Below are 14,962 nucleotides of genomic sequence, written 5' to 3' on the forward strand. Positions count from 1 at the left end.
GGAGCCCCTACTACATGACCATCACCTCCACCGAGAAGCCCGGTACCCCCGTAGTCGCCATTAACGACATCGGTACCGCTGAGGACTTCCTCGCAGCAGTCGACGCCACCATCAAGTACTTCAACGACGGAGACCTCGTCGAAGGTACCGTCGTCAAGGTCGACCGCGATGAAGTTCTGCTCGACATCGGTTACAAGACCGAAGGTGTCATCCCCTCCCGCGAGCTGTCCATCAAGCACGACGTTGATCCCGGAGACGTTGTCTCCGTTGGCGATCTCGTCGAAGCCCTGGTGCTCACCAAGGAAGACAAAGAAGGCCGCCTGATCCTCTCCAAGAAGCGGGCTCAGTACGAGCGCGCCTGGGGCGACATCGAGAAGGTCAAGGAAGAAGACGGTGTTGTCACCGGTACCGTCATCGAGGTTGTCAAGGGTGGTCTTATCCTCGACATCGGTCTGCGCGGCTTCCTGCCCGCATCCCTCGTCGAGATGCGCCGTGTGCGCGACCTCGCTCCGTACATCGGTCAGAAGATCGAAGCCAAAATCATCGAGCTGGACAAGAACCGCAACAACGTTGTGCTGTCCCGCCGTGCCTGGCTCGAGCAGACCCAGTCCGAGGTCCGCTCCACGTTCCTCAACAAGCTGGAAAAGGGCCAGGTCCGTCCCGGCGTCGTTTCCTCCATCGTCAACTTCGGTGCCTTCGTGGACCTGGGCGGCGTAGACGGCCTCGTTCACGTTTCCGAGCTGTCCTGGAAGCACATCGACCACCCGTCCGAGGTTGTCGAAGTTGGCCAGGAAGTCACTGTCGAGGTTCTCGAAGTCGACCTGGACCGCGAGCGTGTTTCACTGTCGCTCAAGGCTACGCAGGAAGATCCGTGGCAGACCTTCGCCCGCACCCACGCCCTCGGGCAGGTTGTTCCGGGTAAGGTCACCAAGCTCGTTCCGTTCGGTGCGTTCGTACGCGTCGAAGACGGCATCGAAGGCCTCGTGCACATCTCCGAACTGGCAGTCCGCCACGTGGAGCTGGCTGAGCAGGTTGTCTCCGTTGGTGACGAGCTGTTCGTCAAGGTCATCGACATCGACCTCGAGCGCCGCCGCATCTCCCTCTCCCTCAAGCAGGCCAACGAGGGCGTTGACGCCGAGTCCACCGAATTCGATCCGGCTCTCTACGGCATGTCCGCTGAGTACGACGAAGAGGGCAACTACAAGTACCCGGAGGGCTTCGACCCGGAGTCCAACGAGTGGCTTGAAGGCTACGAGAACCAGCGCGCCGTTTGGGAGCAGCAGTACGCTGACGCCCAGACCCGCTGGGAAGCACACAAGAAGCAGGTTGCCCAGCACGCTGCCGACGACGCTGCAGCTGCAACGTCCGGTGACAGCGATTCCGGCACCACCAGCTACTCCTCCGAGCCTGCTGCCGAGTCCAACGCCGGGGCCGGTACCCTTGCTTCGGACGAGGCTCTTGCAGCTCTGCGCGAGAAGCTGACCGGCAACTAATTGCCACCGGCCCGGGGCTTCCCGGGCCAGCACAGCGGGCCCCTGCAAATGCGGGGGCCCGCTGTGCTTAATGCGCCATTCGTGGTTGGCCGGCCATCTGACCAGCACTTAATGCTCCCAAACGAGGGTTTCGGTGCGTCTACTGCGAGTCAGTTGAGAGTACGACGACGGCACTCACAGCGCCGCCGTCGTCGTGCGTCAGGACCGCGCCTACGGCGGTGAGGAGCCGCTGCGCGCCGATGTTGGCTGCCGTCGTGTTGGCCACGACCTGGAGCAGTCCGGCGCGGCGGGCTTCCGCCAGTACGAGCCGCAACGCGGCGCCGCCGACACCGTGGCCGCGGTAGCGCCGGCCCAGCCAGATGCCCGTCTCAGCTGTTTCGTGTTGCGCCGTTTCCTCGTCCGTCAGCTTGAGCCTGATCGCGCCGGCCGGGCCGCCGTCGCAGAGCACTGCCCAGCTCTTTTCCGCGGCCGGTCCCTCCAGTCCCGCGGCTGCAGACCGGTGGTAGGCGCGGAACCATTCGATCCGTTCGGCATTCCAGCCCATCCCGTTGCCCAGCGGCGGCGTGACGTCATCCGCGGACGCATCCAGCTGCGCCAGCTCCAGCAGCCGTTCCAGCATGGGGTCGTCGACGTCTGCCAGACGGACTTCAGGGCAGCGGGACATCGATCCACTCCGTTCCGGCCGGCATGAGCACGGTTCTCCCGGCGGTGAGCGACAACACGCGATCGGTGGCGGCAGAAACTTCCGCGGCCTCGTCAGGCACGGCCAGGCGAAGGACCGTGTCCTGCGCTCCGTAGGTGGTTTCCGCCATCACAAACCCGGCCGCGCGAAGATCGTTCTCCAGCCGTCCCGCGGCGGAGTGCGGCACCGACGCCGAACAGATCCGCAGCCGGCTGCGGCGAACCAGTGGGGCCCGTTGCAGGGCCGCGGAAACCGACTCGGAATATGCACGCACCAACCCACCCGCCCCCAGCAGGATGCCGCCGAAGTAGCGCACGACGACGGCGCTGACGTCGCTGAGGTCCGTCACGCCCGGCGCTGTTTCCCTCTTGATGATGGCCTCCAGCATGGGGGTGCCGGCCGTGCCGGAGGGCTCGCCGTCGTCATTGGAGCGCTGGATGTCCCGGTCCGGCCCCAGGACGAACGCCGAGCAGTGGTGGCGGGCATCGTGGAACTCGCGGCGCAGGGCGGCCACCAGATCCCGCGCGGTGTCCTCATCGTCCGCGCGGCGCAGCACCGTGATGAACCTGGAGCGTTTGATCTCGATCTCGTGCCGGAACTCCGGCCCCAACGCGAGCGTGGTGTAGGCGGTGGCCCTGCTGTCTGCGGCGTCAGTGCTCTGTGTATCCGCTGTTTGTGCCACGTCTTCAGTTTAGGGTGGTGGGATGCTGAAGATCGGTTTGACGGGCGGCATCGCCTCAGGGAAGTCAGTGGTCGCCACACGCCTTGCCGAGCTCGGTGCGGTGCTGGTGGACGCGGACGCGCTGGCCCGGGACGTTGTCGAACCGGGAACGCCCGGGCTGGCCAGCGTGGTGGGAGCGTTTGGAGCGGAAATGCTCGACGGCGACGGCCGGCTGGATCGGGTCAGGCTGGGTTCCGTGGTGTTCGGCAATCCCTCGCAACTGGCCGTGCTGAACGGCATTGTGCACCCGCTGGTCCGGGCCGCCGCGGCCAGGATCATCGCCACAGCCCCGGCCGGCGCCATTGTGGTCCAGGACATTCCACTGCTCGTGGAGACGGGCCAGGGGAGCGGCTTCCATCTTGTCCTTGTGGTGGACGCGCCCGATGACGTCAGGATCGCCCGGATGCTCGACCACCGCGGCATGACGGCCGAGGACGCCCGGTCACGGATGGCTGCCCAGGCCTCGCGCGAGGCGCGACTGGCCGCTGCCGACGTCGTGCTGGACAACTCCGGATCACTGGCGGACGTGACGGCGCAGGTGGACCGGCTCTGGGCCGAACGACTGGTGCCGTTCGCGCGCAATCTCCGGCGCGGCGTCAGGGCGGTCAGGGCAGGCATGGCAGTCTTGTCGGTGCCGCAGCAGGATTGGGCGGTCCAGGCTGCACGGCTTGGCGCCCGAATCACGGCCGCAGCACCGGACGACATCCTGGCTGTGGACCATATCGGCTCCACAGCCGTGCCTGGCCTGGCAGCCAAGGACGTCATCGACCTCCAGGTCACGGTGTCCGATCTCAACGCAGCGGACCGGATCGCACCGCTGCTGGCCGCTGCTGGCTTCCCGGCCGTGCCGGGGGTTGGCTTCGACACTCCGAAACCGACGGATCCGGACCCGGCGCAGTGGCAAAAACGCTTCCACGCCAACGCGGACCCCGGCCGCCCCGCCAACGTGCACGTACGGGCGGCCGGATCGTCCGGCTGGCGCTACGCGCTGCTCTTCCGCGACTGGCTCAGGAACGACCCGGAAGCCGCCGCCTTGTATGAAGACCATAAACGCGCGTTGACCGAACATTTTGCCGGCAGTAAAGGTACCCACGCCTATGCGGAGGCGAAGGAGCCGTGGTTCACGGACGTCGCATGGCCGCGTATGGACGGTTGGGCCGCGCGCACGGGGTGGGTGCCGCCGTCGTACATCAGCTGAACTCCCAGCCGCTGTGGCTGGCTGTTCGCCGGTAACTTATCCGGCTTTCACTGTCGGTCCCCGGTTGTAGATTAGATGCATGAGCCTTGCCCAGGAGATCAACCGCGTCGTCGCTCCGTTTGAAGTCATCAGCGAGTTCCAGCCGGCCGGCGACCAACCTGCCGCCATCACCGAACTCACGGAGCGGATCAGGAACGGCGAAAAGGACGTTGTCCTGCTTGGCGCCACCGGTACCGGCAAGAGTGCCACCACGGCTTGGCTCATCGAACAGGTCCAGCGGCCCACGTTGGTCATGGTGCAGAACAAGACCCTGGCCGCCCAACTCGCCAACGAATTCCGTGAACTCCTGCCCAACAACGCGGTGGAGTACTTCGTTTCGTACTACGACTACTACCAGCCTGAGGCCTACGTAGCGCAGACGGACACCTTCATTGAGAAGGACTCGTCCATCAACGAGGAAGTGGAACGGCTCCGCCACTCCGCCACCAATGCGCTGCTGACCCGCCGGGACGTTATTGTGGTGGCCACGGTGTCCTGCATCTACGGCCTGGGCACGCCGGAAGAGTACATTGCCGGCATGGTCACGCTCCGCAAAGGGGCGCAGATGAACCGCGACGACCTGCTCCGGAAATTCGTCTCCATGCAGTACGCGCGCAACGACATGGACTTCCACCGCGGCACGTTCCGGGTCCGCGGCGACACCGTGGAAATCATCCCTATGTACGAGGAACTCGCCATCCGCATCGAATTCTTCGGAGACGAGATTGAGAACATCCACACTCTCCATCCGCTGACTGGCGAACTGATCCGGGATGAGGAGGAAATGTACGTCTTCCCGGCCTCGCACTATGTGGCCGGGCCCGAGCGGATGGCCCGGGCCATCAAGCGGATCGAGGACGAACTCGCCGAACGCCTGGCCGTCCTGGAAAGCCAGAACAAGCTGGTGGAAGCGCAGCGGCTCCGGATGCGCACTACCTACGACCTCGAAATGATGCAGCAGATGGGCTTCTGCAACGGCATCGAAAACTACTCGTCGCACATCGACGGCCGTGCCCGCGGGACCGCTCCGCACTGCCTCATCGACTACTTCCCGGACGACTTCCTGCTGGTGATCGACGAATCCCATGTCACCGTGCCGCAGATCGGCGCCATGTACGAGGGCGACATGTCCCGCAAGCGGAACCTCGTGGACTTCGGCTTCCGCCTGCCGTCGGCGATGGACAACCGACCGCTGAAATGGGACGAGTTCCTCCAACGCGTGGGCCAGACGGTCTACCTGTCGGCCACTCCCGGCAAGTACGAACTCGGCAAGGCTGACGGCTTTGTGCAGCAGATCATCCGGCCCACCGGACTGATCGACCCCGAGGTGGTGGTCAAGCCCACCAAGGGCCAGATCGATGACCTCCTCGGCGAGATCAAGACCCGCACGGCAAAGAACGAACGCGTCCTGGTCACCACCCTGACCAAGAGGATGGCGGAGGACCTCACCGACTACCTGCTGGGCCACGGCATCAAGGTCGAATACCTGCACTCGGACGTGGACACCCTGCGACGGGTTGAACTGCTCAGGGAACTCCGGATGGGTGTCTTCGACGTCCTGGTGGGCATCAACCTGCTTCGCGAAGGCCTGGACCTGCCCGAGGTCTCCCTCGTGAGCATCCTGGACGCGGACAAGGAAGGCTTCCTGCGCTCGGCGACCTCGCTGATCCAGACCATCGGCCGTGCTGCCCGCAACGTCTCCGGCGAGGTCCACATGTACGCGGACCGCATCACCGACTCCATGGCCAAGGCTATCGACGAGACCAACCGGCGCCGCGCCATCCAGGTTGCCTACAACACGGAACGGGGCATCGATCCGCAGCCGCTGCGGAAGAAGATTGCCGACATTACGGACCAGCTGGCCAAGGAAGACGCCGACACCCAGGAGCTGCTCAACAACAACCGGCTGGCCAAGGGCGCCAAACGTGGCAAGTCTGCGGCCAAGGGCGCGGCACAAGTTCGCAAGGACGGCCTGGCCGCGGCACCGGCCGGAGACCTCGTGGGCCTCATCGAACAGCTGACCGAACAGATGCACGGCGCTGCCACCGAACTCCAGTTCGAGCTGGCCGCGCGTATCCGGGACGAGGTCAGTGACCTTAAGAAGGAACTCCGCCAGATGCAGGCGGCCGGCCACGCCTAGTCCACCCCCGGGCGTCGAAGGGACGTGGCAGTCGGGGCATGTTTCCGCATGTCGGGACGCCTGCTGTACAGTTAACGTCACGTAGGGGAGTATCCCGAGCGCTACGATCGTCAACACGCCAGGCACAGTTGCCTGGCCGGGCGTAGCGGGCCGCCATTTCAGCACCAAGTGCACAGGCTGGCCGGAGAGACTTACACCATTTCTCTGTACCCTGCGAAAGGCTAACCTGTGCCCGAATTACCAGTGTGGTTCGAGGTCGGCTCACTTGTCGTCCTTGGCCTGATCCTCCTCATTGACCTTCTGCTGGTCGTCCGACGCCCCCACGAGCCTTCCATGAAGGAAGCTGGCCTGTGGGTTGCGTTCTACGTCTCCCTGGCACTGCTGTTCGCCGGGGCCATGTTCTTCTTTACCGGCGCCGAATTCGGCGGCCAGTTTGTGGCCGGCTGGGTCACTGAATACAGCCTCAGCATCGACAACCTGTTTGTCTTCATCATCATCATGGCCCGCTTCTCCGTGCCCCGTAAGTACCAGCAGGAAGTCCTGATGGTGGGCATCATCATCGCCCTGATCCTGCGCGGCATCTTCATCCTCCTCGGAGCCATTGTGATCGAGCAGTTCAGCTGGGTGTTCTACATCTTTGGCGCGTTCCTGCTCTGGACCGCCTGGAAGCAGGCCCAGGACGAAGGCGAGGACGAAGAGGACAAGGAAAACCCGCTCATCGCCCGGATCCGCAAGGTCATCCCTATGTCGGAGAAGTTCGACGGCGGCAAGCTGCGTACCACGGTGGACGGCAAGAAGGTCTTCACCCCCATGCTGATCGTGTTCATCACCATCGGCCTGACCGACCTCCTTTTCGCCGTCGACTCGATTCCGGCGATCTTCGGCCTGACCCAGAGCCCGTTCATCGTTTTCACCGCCAACCTGTTCGCCCTGATGGGCCTGCGCCAGCTGTACTTCCTGCTGGGTGGCCTGATGAACCGCCTGATCTACCTGAAGCACGCGCTGTCCTTCATCCTGGCGTTCATCGGTGTGAAGCTGGTGCTCCACGCCATGCACGTGAACGAACTGCCGTTCATCAACGGCGGCAACCACATCGAGTGGGCCCCGGAGATTCCGACATTCGTCTCCCTGGCCGTCATCGTGGGCACCATCATCGTTGCCGTGATTGCCAGCCTCATGAGCTCCAAGGCAAAGACGGCCCACCTGGACCCCCGCCTCGAGGAAGACGCCAAGAAGAGCCTCAGCGAAGCCGAGTAGGCTGTCGCGTTTCGTTGACGCACACTGAATTTCCACTGATCCCGGCCGCATTGCGGCCGGGATCAGTGGCTTAAACTGCCCCCTGTAGGACCTGGCCGCCCAGGACTATGCTCGGACCATGGCCCGCACCCTGATGACGGAAAGAGGAGTGCGCCACGTGCAACGGCGCACCGTGGTGCTGCTGAGCGCGGCCCAGGTTTTCGGTGGCATCGGCACCGGAGCCACGGTTTCGATTGGTTCCATCCTGGCCGTGGAACTTTCAGGTTCCAGCGTGTGGGCGGGTGCCGTTGCCACGGTTATGACCTTGGGGGCCGCGCTGACAGCACTGCCCCTTGCTTCGCTGGCGGACCGGCGGGGCCGTCGGGCCGGGCAGGTCACGGGGCTTTCCGCCGCTCTGGCCGGCACAGTTCTGATAGTGCTGTCGGTGGTGTCCGGCTTGTTCGTCCTGCTGGTGCTGGGGGCGGTGGGCATCGGGGTGGGTACCGCGGCCAGCCTGCAGGCACGCTTCGCCGCCGTCGACCTTGCAGACGCTGAACACCGTGGCAGGGCACTTTCCGCAGTGGTGTGGGCTGTGACGGTCGGCGCCGTGGCCGGACCCAACCTGATCCAGCCCGGCACCGTGGTTGGCCTGGCCCTCGGCCTGCCACCCGTCGCCGGACCGTTCGTGATCTCCGCAGCCGGACTCCTGCTGGCCATTGTGCTGCTTTTCGCTGGCCTCAGGCCGGACCCGCTCCTGCTCGCGCGGGAAATCGCCGCCCGGGATCTTGCCGCCCGGGATCTTGCCACTCAGGAACATGCCGCGCTGGATCTCGACGCCCAGCCAGCTGGCGGGAAGATGCAAGGCACGCCACCAAATACGGCAAATCAGCAAGTCGCCACCGCGCGCAACGCAGTCGGGGGAGCGCTCGTCCGCGGGCTGCGGGCAATCCGTCAGTCCAGGGCTTCCTGGCTGGCGCTTGCCGCCGTCGTCGGAGCGCACGCCGTGATGGTGGGCGTGATGTCCATGACCCCGCTGCACTTGCAGGAACTCGTGGCCGGGCCTGGTGCCTCCCATGTCGGCCACGCCGCCGCCAGCGATGTCCTGGTGATCATCGGCTTCACCATCTCCCTGCATATCGCAGGCATGTTCGCGTTGTCGCCGGTTATGGGCTGGCTGACGGACAAGGCAGGCAGGACTGAGACCATCATGATCGGCTTCGCCACGCTGATCGCTGCCGTCGCCGTCGCCGGATTTGGCCAGACGTCCACCGTTGCGGTGGCCGTGGGGCTTGTGCTGCTGGGCATGGGCTGGTCTGCGGCCACCATTTCCGGGTCCACGCTGCTGGCGGAGAGCGTCCCCCAGGAGTCCCGCGTGGTGGTCCAGGGGGTGTCGGACATGCTGATGGGCGCCGCAGGTGCAGTGGGCGGGGCCACTTCCGGACTGATCCTCAGCTGGACCGGCTACCTGGGGCTCAACATGGCAGGCGGACTGGTGGGGGCTGCTGTCTTGACCGCCGCCGTCGTTGCCCTGGTGGCGCGCCGCCGCAGCACGGTTGCCGGCTCAGCTGCCCGCTGAGCCGGCAACCGAGCGCACCATACCCAGCAGCCGCCCAAAAATAGCCTCGCCGTCGTCCGCTATGCCGTCATGGTGGAAGTCGGCCGTCTCCCATACCCGGAGTCCGCGCACAGCAGCCGCCGTCTCCAGTGACAGGCTGCGGTCCACGTAAATGTCGTCCTGGTAAACCGCGGCGGCAACCGGCACGCTGTTCGCGGCCAACTGTGTGGGGTCATACAGCGGCTTCCAGTCAGTCTTGCTGGCCAGCAGATGGGCCACCTGCCGCAGCGGCACCAAGGCGGGATCCTGTTCGAAATACCACGGGTACACCATCTCGCCGGTCAGCAGCAGCGTCTCCGCATCCGGGTGGAAGGCCGGATGTTCCTGCAGCACACGCCAGGCAGCCCAGTCGGTCGCCTGTCCCTGCCCGTAGATGGACTCATGCAGCAGGGCGTAGAGCGGGTTCGCCAAGCGGGACACGATGCCCTGGACCTGCTCCAGGAAGGCATCGGAGAGCCTGTTCCCGTGTGGTGTGCCGGTGAAGGCGTCTTCCAGCAGGTAGTGCAGGCCGTCCACGCGCGTGTTTCCGCCCAGGAAGGAGCCCACCATCTGGAACCGTTCAACCGTGAGCCGGCCGCCGTCGGGAAGGAACTCCTCTGTCTGCCGAAGGTGCGATGCGATCGCGTTCACTGTCCGGCGGTCCTCCGGATACCAGCTGAAGTACTCGGTGTTGCGGGCTGCAACGCGCGCGAACGTGGCGCGGTAGACGTCGTCGGCATGGCCGGCGAGCGGCGCAAGTCCGCCCGTGATGAGAGCCTCCTTCAGCCCGTCCGGGGCAAAAGACAGGTACGTCAGCGCGCAGAATCCGCCGTAGCTTTGGCCGTAGATGCTCCAGGGACCGGAGCCGAGCGCCGCGCGGATGAGCTCCGCGTCGGCCACGATGGAATCCGCACGGAAATGCTCAAGGTACGCAGCCTGTGCTTCGGCCGTTCCGCGCGCGGCCAGCGTGTTCCGGTCAAGGGGGGTCGACAGCCCGGTGCCGCGCTGGTCCAGCATCAGGATCCGGAAGTCCCGGGCAGCCGCCTTGCTCCAGCCGCCCAGCGAAGCCAGCCGGTTGCCGCGGCCGCCCGGCCCGCCCTGGAGGAACACCAGCCAGGGAAGCTCTTCGGCTTCAGCCTGGGTGTGGGCCGACGAGACGTACTCGCGGGCGAAGACGGTGATGGTCTCGGGGTCGTCGCCGCTCCCTGGAGCGAAGTGGTCCAAGGGAACGGTGAAGTAGTGCTCGGCGGTGCGCATGCCACGGAATTCGTGCCGGGCCTTCACAAAATGCGGGACAGGGGTCCGCGTTTGCGTCGTTTCAAAGGAAGCGTCCTGCTCAGCCACGGATGGACGCTGCCGTTCTGGTGCCAAAGCTCTCCAGCGCGTCGCCGGTCAGCCGGAACGTGGACCAGCCATCCAGGGGGCGGGCGCCGAGACCGCAGTAGAAGTTGATGGACGGTTCGTTCCAGTCCAGGACGCTCCACTCAACCCGGGCGTAGCCCCTCTCGACGGCGGTGGCGGCCAGGTGCTGCAGGAGCGCCTTGCCGTGGCCCTCGCCGCGGGCGTTCGGGCTGACGTAGAGGTCTTCCAGGTAGATTCCGTGGACACCTTCCCAAGTGGAGTAGTTCAGGAACCAGAGCGCGAAACCCCGGACCTCGCCTGCGCTGTTCTCAGCCATCGTGGCAAACACGCGCGGGTTCTCGCCGAACAGGACCTCAGCCAGCATTTCCGGTGTGTTGCGGACCGCGTCCGGTTCCTTCTCGTAGATGGCCAGTTCGTGGATCATCTGCAGAATGGCGGGGACGTCTTGCCGGATGGCGGGGCGGATTACACTCATGGTCCGAGTTTACTAGCGGGGCCGTGATCCTTACTGCCAGGCTCCCTAGTGCCAGCGAAGCTGCGATGTTCCGTAGCGGACGGGTCCCTTGCTGTACTCCAGCGGCACGCCGTCCGCCATGATGGGCAGCCCAACGTATCGCAGGCGGCCGTAGGGGCTGTCCATCACGCGGAGTTCCGGGTCAGGCAGGGAACCGCCGTGACTGGCCACTGCGGGCAGCCGGAACAATTCTTCAGCGGTGCGGGCCAGGGAAAGACGTGCAGTGCCGCCACGTCCGCTTCGGAGCCGTTCGGCCAGCAAGGCAATTGCTGCCGCCGCCAGGCCAAAACCGGTGGCATGATCCAGTGCCTGCACTGGAAGCGCCCCCGGCTGCCACCCGTCATCAGTCGTGCGGCCATACCGTTCGGCAATGCCGCAAGCGGCCTGAACCAGGCTGTCAAAACCGCGCCGTCCGTTCCAAGGGCCGCCGCTGCCCCAGCCGCTGAGGGTGACGATCACGAGGTCGGGCCGGGCAAGCAACAGGGCTTCGGGCGCCAGCCCAAAAGGGTCCAGCCCGCCGTCGCGGTAACCGGTGACCACCACGTCGGCAGACTCAATGAGGAGCCTGACCGCTTCCATGGCGGCAGGATCCCGAAGGTCCGCCTCGGCGCTGCGCTTGTCAAAGCCCGAGTCAATGAACACATCTCTCAACTCCGGAAGCTGCGGCGGGTCGATGCGCAGGACGTCCGCGCCCAGGGCGCCAAGGAGGCGTGTGGCAGCGGGCCCCGCAATGACGCGCGTCAGGTCCAGCACCTTGAGGCCGGCCAAGGGGTGGCGCGGAACTGCCGATGGAACCCACCGGGAGAGCTGCTGACTTACACTGGCTGACGTTGGCGGACGGGAGATTCTGATCCATGGACCGGAGCTGGCCGTCGCATGCATGGGGGTCGCGATCCACTCGTCCCGTGTGCGCACGGCAGCAGCGACGCCGTTGTTTGCCGTGATGGCTTCCTCGGCGGCCACAGACGTCATTCCTAGCAGGGCGTGTTCCACGTGCTGTGGTGTGCTGACGGAGAGGGCCGCCGTCAGCCGGGCTGCGTGGTGGGGGTAGTTGGCGTGGAGGCGGATCCAGCCGTCCGACGTGCGCCGGAAGCCGGACGTCGGAGCGAATCCTTCGGGTTTGACGCCCGCGATCCGCAGGTGTCCCAGCGAATCGAACGCCGCCGCGGTGGCTCCGGATGCCAGGGAGTACCTGCCCGGAACTCCAACAAGGGCGTTCAGCGACGTCGCTGCTGCCTGGACCGCCCCCAAAGCCAGTCCCTCGACGTCCAGCGGGCCCTTCCACCACTGCCGTGGACCGTTGGAAGGTGCCACGGGCTGGGCCTTCAGGGCTTCCACAACCCGAAAGCTGCCCGTCAGGTCGGGGACGGAGTCCATTCGGTCAGGGCCTAGAGCCGGTTGACGTCGGTGACACGGACCACTGCCGTACCGGTTTCATCCGAGGCCGCCAGGTCCACTTCCGCGGAGATGCCCCAGTCATGGTTGCTCGCCGGATCATCGAAAATCTGCCGGACCTTCCAAAGCCCTGGCTCTTCGGTGATCATGAGCAGTCCGGGACCGCGGGCATCCGGGCCGGTGCCAATGTCGTTGTGTTCGTCGAAGTAGTCGTCCAGGACGTCTTCCCAGCGGGTGGCATCCCAGCCCGCGCCGCCGTCGAGCTCGCCCAGGGCTGCGGCGTTTTCGTCCGCGAACAGTTCCACGCGGCGGAACATCTCGTTGCGGACCATCACGCGGAAGGCACGGATGTTGGACGTCAGCGACGGCGGCGGGGGAGGGGGAGCGTCGTGCGGGGTGGGCATCGCGCCGGACGTCAGCTCCTCCCATTCGTCCAGGAGGGAGGAGTCCACCTGCCGCACCAGCTCGCCAAGCCATGCGATGAGGTCTTCAAGGTCCTCCCGGAGCATGTCCTGCGGTACGGTCTGGCGCAGCGCCTTGAAGCAGTCGGCGAGGTAGCGCAGCACAATGCCCTCGGAGCGGGCCAGCCCGTAGAACTGGACAAATTCGCCGAAGTTCATTGCCCGCTCGTACATGTCGCGGACCACGGACTTGGGCGCCAGTTCAAAGTCGCCCACCCAGGGCGCTGCCTTGCGGTAGACCTCGAAGGCCTCGCCCAGGAGTTCGGCGAGCGGCTGCGGATAGGTGACTTCCTCCAGCATGGCCATGCGCTGGTCGTACTCGATGCCGTCAGCCTTCATCGCGGCAATCGCTTCCCCGCGGGCCTTCTTCTGCTGCGCGGAGAGGATCTGGCGGGGCTTTTCGAGGGTCGACTCGATCACGGACACCACGTCCAGGGCGTACGACGGCGAATCCGGGTCAAGGAGCTCCAGCGCCGCCAGCGCAAACGGCGAGAGTGGCTGGTTCAGGGCAAAGTTGGCCTGCAGATGGACGGTGAGCCGTACTGTCCTGCCGTCATGGCCCTGCTCTTCTACCGGGATGCGCTCCACCACCTCAGCGGCGAGTAGCTCACGATAGATCCCCAGGGCTTTTTTCATCAGCCGCAGCTGTGAGGACCGCGTCTCGTGGTTTTCGGTCAGCAGGCGGCGGGCCGCCGTGAACGGGTCGCCGGGCCGTTCCATCAGGTTCATCAGCATCGAATGCGTCACGCTGAAGCTGGACGTCAAAGGATCGGGCACGGATTCCACGAGGCGCTTGAAGGTGGGTTCCCCCCAGGAGACGAAGCCCTCCGGCGGCTTCTTTTTGACCACCTGGCGGAGCTTCTTCTGGTCGTCACCAAACTTGGCGGTGGCCTTGGCCATCGCCTTCACGTTTTCGATGACGTGCTCGGGTGCCTGGACCACCACTGTCCCCGCGGTGTCATACCCGGCGCGGCCGGCCCTTCCGGCAATCTGGTGGAACTCCCGGGAGTTAAGCGGGCGGGTACGGACGCCGTCGTACTTGCTCAGTGCGGTGAGCAACACGGTGCGGATGGGCACGTTGATCCCCACTCCCAGGGTGTCCGTACCGCAGATCACCTTGAGCAGGCCCGCCTGGGCGAGCTGCTCCACGAGCCTGCGGTACTTCGGCAACATGCCGGCGTGATGGACCCCGATACCGTGCCGGACCAGCCGGTTAAGCGTCTTGCCGAAGCCTGCGGCGAAACGGAAATTCGCGATCAGCTCCGCGATCCTATCCTTCTCCTCGCGGGTGCACACGTTGATGCTCATCAGTGTCTGGGCCCGGTCAATGGCCTCGATCTGGCTGAAGTGCACCACATAGGCGGGCACCTGGCGGGTGGAGAGGAGTTCCTCGAGTGTTTCGTGGACCGGCGTCTGGTGGTAGTAGTAATGCAGCGGAATGGGGCGCTCGGCTGAACTGACGGTGGTGGTGGGGCGGCCCGTAAGTTCGGTGATGCCGGCCTCGAACCGGCTGACATCACCCAGGGTGGCGGACATCAGAAGGAACTGGGCCTGAGGGAGCTCCAGCAGCGGGACCTGCCAGGCCCAACCACGCTGGGGGTCGGAGTAGAAATGGAATTCGTCCATGATGACCGCACCGAGTTCGGCGTCGGCCCCTTCGCGGAGGGCGATGTTCGCGAGGATTTCTGCCGTGCAGCAGATGATCGGTGCGTTCTGGTTGACGCCGGAGTCACCCGTGATCATGCCGACATTTTCTGCACCGAAGATGTCGCACAGGGCAAAGAACTTCTCCGAGACCAGGGCTTTAATGGGGGCGGTGTAGTAACTGCGCTGGCCCCGCGCCATGGCCTGGAAGTGCGCCGCGATGGCCACCAGCGATTTGCCGGAGCCCGTCGGTGTGGCGAGGATGACGTTGGCTCCGGTGGCGAGCTCCATGATGGCCTCGTCCTGGGCAGCGTACAGTTCCAGGCCCCGACTTTCGGTCCACTCAAGGAATTGGGTGTACAGGGCGTCCGGGTCGATGCCTGCGCCGGAGGGGTCTGAGGCGGACAGGACAGGCAGCTGGTCAACGAGTTTCATTGATTTCCAGCTTAGTGCCCAGCCGGTGCCGGCTATCCGGGCGGGCCC

The 14,962-nt window shown here is 65.3% G+C and carries 11 protein-coding genes; 5 read left to right on the plus strand and 6 right to left on the minus strand.

All coding sequences use genetic code 11. From position 1 onward, the window contains the following. Positions 1–14 precede the first annotated feature (14 nt). Positions 15–1,493 (plus strand): 30S ribosomal protein S1, encoded by a 1,479-nt coding sequence (gene rpsA, locus CXR02_RS07580; protein ID WP_056339708.1) that lies wholly within the window; start codon positions 15–17, stop codon positions 1,491–1,493. A 139-nt stretch (positions 1,494–1,632) separates the two neighbouring features. Here the strand turns inward: rpsA and CXR02_RS07585 are convergent, their stop codons facing one another. Together CXR02_RS07585 and CXR02_RS07590 are read right to left on the minus strand one after the other, a co-directional pair. Beyond that, entirely contained in the window at positions 1,633–2,157 is a 525-nt protein-coding gene (locus CXR02_RS07585; protein ID WP_104061410.1) for a GNAT family N-acetyltransferase, read from the minus strand. Beyond that, positions 2,141–2,857, minus strand: a complete 717-nt coding sequence (locus CXR02_RS07590; RefSeq protein ID WP_104061411.1) for a YigZ family protein — start codon at positions 2,855–2,857, stop codon at positions 2,141–2,143. The genes CXR02_RS07585 and CXR02_RS07590 overlap by 17 nt, the downstream gene beginning before the upstream one ends. Positions 2,858–2,879: 22 nt before the next feature. Here CXR02_RS07590 and coaE point away from each other — a divergent pair, with 22 nt between their 5' ends. The 4 genes from coaE (at position 2,880) to CXR02_RS07610 (ending at position 9,085) form a co-directional block, all read left to right on the plus strand. Beyond that, a complete protein-coding gene (gene coaE / locus CXR02_RS07595) occupies positions 2,880–4,094 on the plus strand; it encodes a dephospho-CoA kinase (RefSeq protein ID WP_104061412.1) in 1,215 nt (404 codons plus the stop codon). A gap of 79 nt (positions 4,095–4,173) precedes the next feature. Next, positions 4,174–6,273, plus strand: coding sequence for an excinuclease ABC subunit UvrB (uvrB, locus tag CXR02_RS07600; RefSeq protein WP_104061413.1), 2,100 nt, complete (start codon positions 4,174–4,176; stop codon positions 6,271–6,273). A 228-nt stretch (positions 6,274–6,501) separates the two neighbouring features. Continuing rightward, positions 6,502–7,530: a TerC family protein gene (locus CXR02_RS07605; protein ID WP_104061414.1), complete on the plus strand. Its 1,029-nt coding sequence runs from the start codon at positions 6,502–6,504 to the stop codon at positions 7,528–7,530. 118 nt (positions 7,531–7,648) lie between these two features. Beyond that, a complete protein-coding gene (locus CXR02_RS07610) occupies positions 7,649–9,085 on the plus strand; it encodes an MFS transporter (protein ID WP_104061415.1) in 1,437 nt (478 codons plus the stop codon). Here the strand turns inward: CXR02_RS07610 and CXR02_RS07615 are convergent. From CXR02_RS07615 to CXR02_RS07630, 4 genes are all read right to left on the minus strand, one after another. Next, a complete protein-coding gene (locus CXR02_RS07615) occupies positions 9,071–10,360 on the minus strand; it encodes an alpha/beta fold hydrolase (protein WP_104061514.1) in 1,290 nt (429 codons plus the stop codon). The two genes, CXR02_RS07610 and CXR02_RS07615, sit on opposite strands and share 15 nt — an antisense overlap. A 79-nt stretch (positions 10,361–10,439) precedes the next feature. After that, positions 10,440–10,940, minus strand: a complete 501-nt coding sequence (locus CXR02_RS07620) for a GNAT family N-acetyltransferase (RefSeq protein ID WP_104061416.1) — start codon at positions 10,938–10,940, stop codon at positions 10,440–10,442. A 45-nt stretch (positions 10,941–10,985) separates the two neighbouring features. Beyond that, positions 10,986–12,356 carry a CoA transferase gene (locus tag CXR02_RS07625; protein ID WP_104061417.1) on the minus strand — a complete coding sequence of 457 codons (1,371 nt, stop codon included), beginning with the start codon at positions 12,354–12,356 and terminating at the stop codon, positions 10,986–10,988. 11 nt (positions 12,357–12,367) lie between these two features. Beyond that, a complete protein-coding gene (locus CXR02_RS07630) occupies positions 12,368–14,914 on the minus strand; it encodes an RNA helicase (protein WP_104061418.1) in 2,547 nt (848 codons plus the stop codon). Between the last annotated feature and the right edge of the window lie 48 nt (positions 14,915–14,962).

This window comes from Arthrobacter sp. 4R501, assembly GCF_002929755.1.
Classification (GTDB): Bacteria; Actinomycetota; Actinomycetes; order Actinomycetales; family Micrococcaceae; genus Arthrobacter.

What these genes read in the sequence shown, in the direction of transcription:
- CXR02_RS07615 (WP_104061514.1), bottom strand. Translation starts at nt 10,360, where the DNA reads ATGCGCACCGCCGAGCACTACTTCACCGTTCCCTTGGACCACTTCGCT.
- CXR02_RS07610 (WP_104061415.1), top strand. Translation starts at nt 7,649, where the DNA reads ATGGCCCGCACCCTGATGACGGAAAGAGGAGTGCGCCACGTGCAACGG.
- CXR02_RS07630 (WP_104061418.1), bottom strand. Translation starts at nt 14,914, where the DNA reads ATGAAACTCGTTGACCAGCTGCCTGTCCTGTCCGCCTCAGACCCCTCC.
- CXR02_RS07585 (WP_104061410.1), bottom strand. Translation starts at nt 2,157, where the DNA reads ATGTCCCGCTGCCCTGAAGTCCGTCTGGCAGACGTCGACGACCCCATG.
- uvrB (WP_104061413.1), top strand. Translation starts at nt 4,174, where the DNA reads ATGAGCCTTGCCCAGGAGATCAACCGCGTCGTCGCTCCGTTTGAAGTC.
- rpsA (WP_056339708.1), top strand. Translation starts at nt 15, where the DNA reads ATGACCATCACCTCCACCGAGAAGCCCGGTACCCCCGTAGTCGCCATT.
- CXR02_RS07620 (WP_104061416.1), bottom strand. Translation starts at nt 10,940, where the DNA reads ATGAGTGTAATCCGCCCCGCCATCCGGCAAGACGTCCCCGCCATTCTG.
- coaE (WP_104061412.1), top strand. Translation starts at nt 2,880, where the DNA reads ATGCTGAAGATCGGTTTGACGGGCGGCATCGCCTCAGGGAAGTCAGTG.
- CXR02_RS07625 (WP_104061417.1), bottom strand. Translation starts at nt 12,356, where the DNA reads ATGGACTCCGTCCCCGACCTGACGGGCAGCTTTCGGGTTGTGGAAGCC.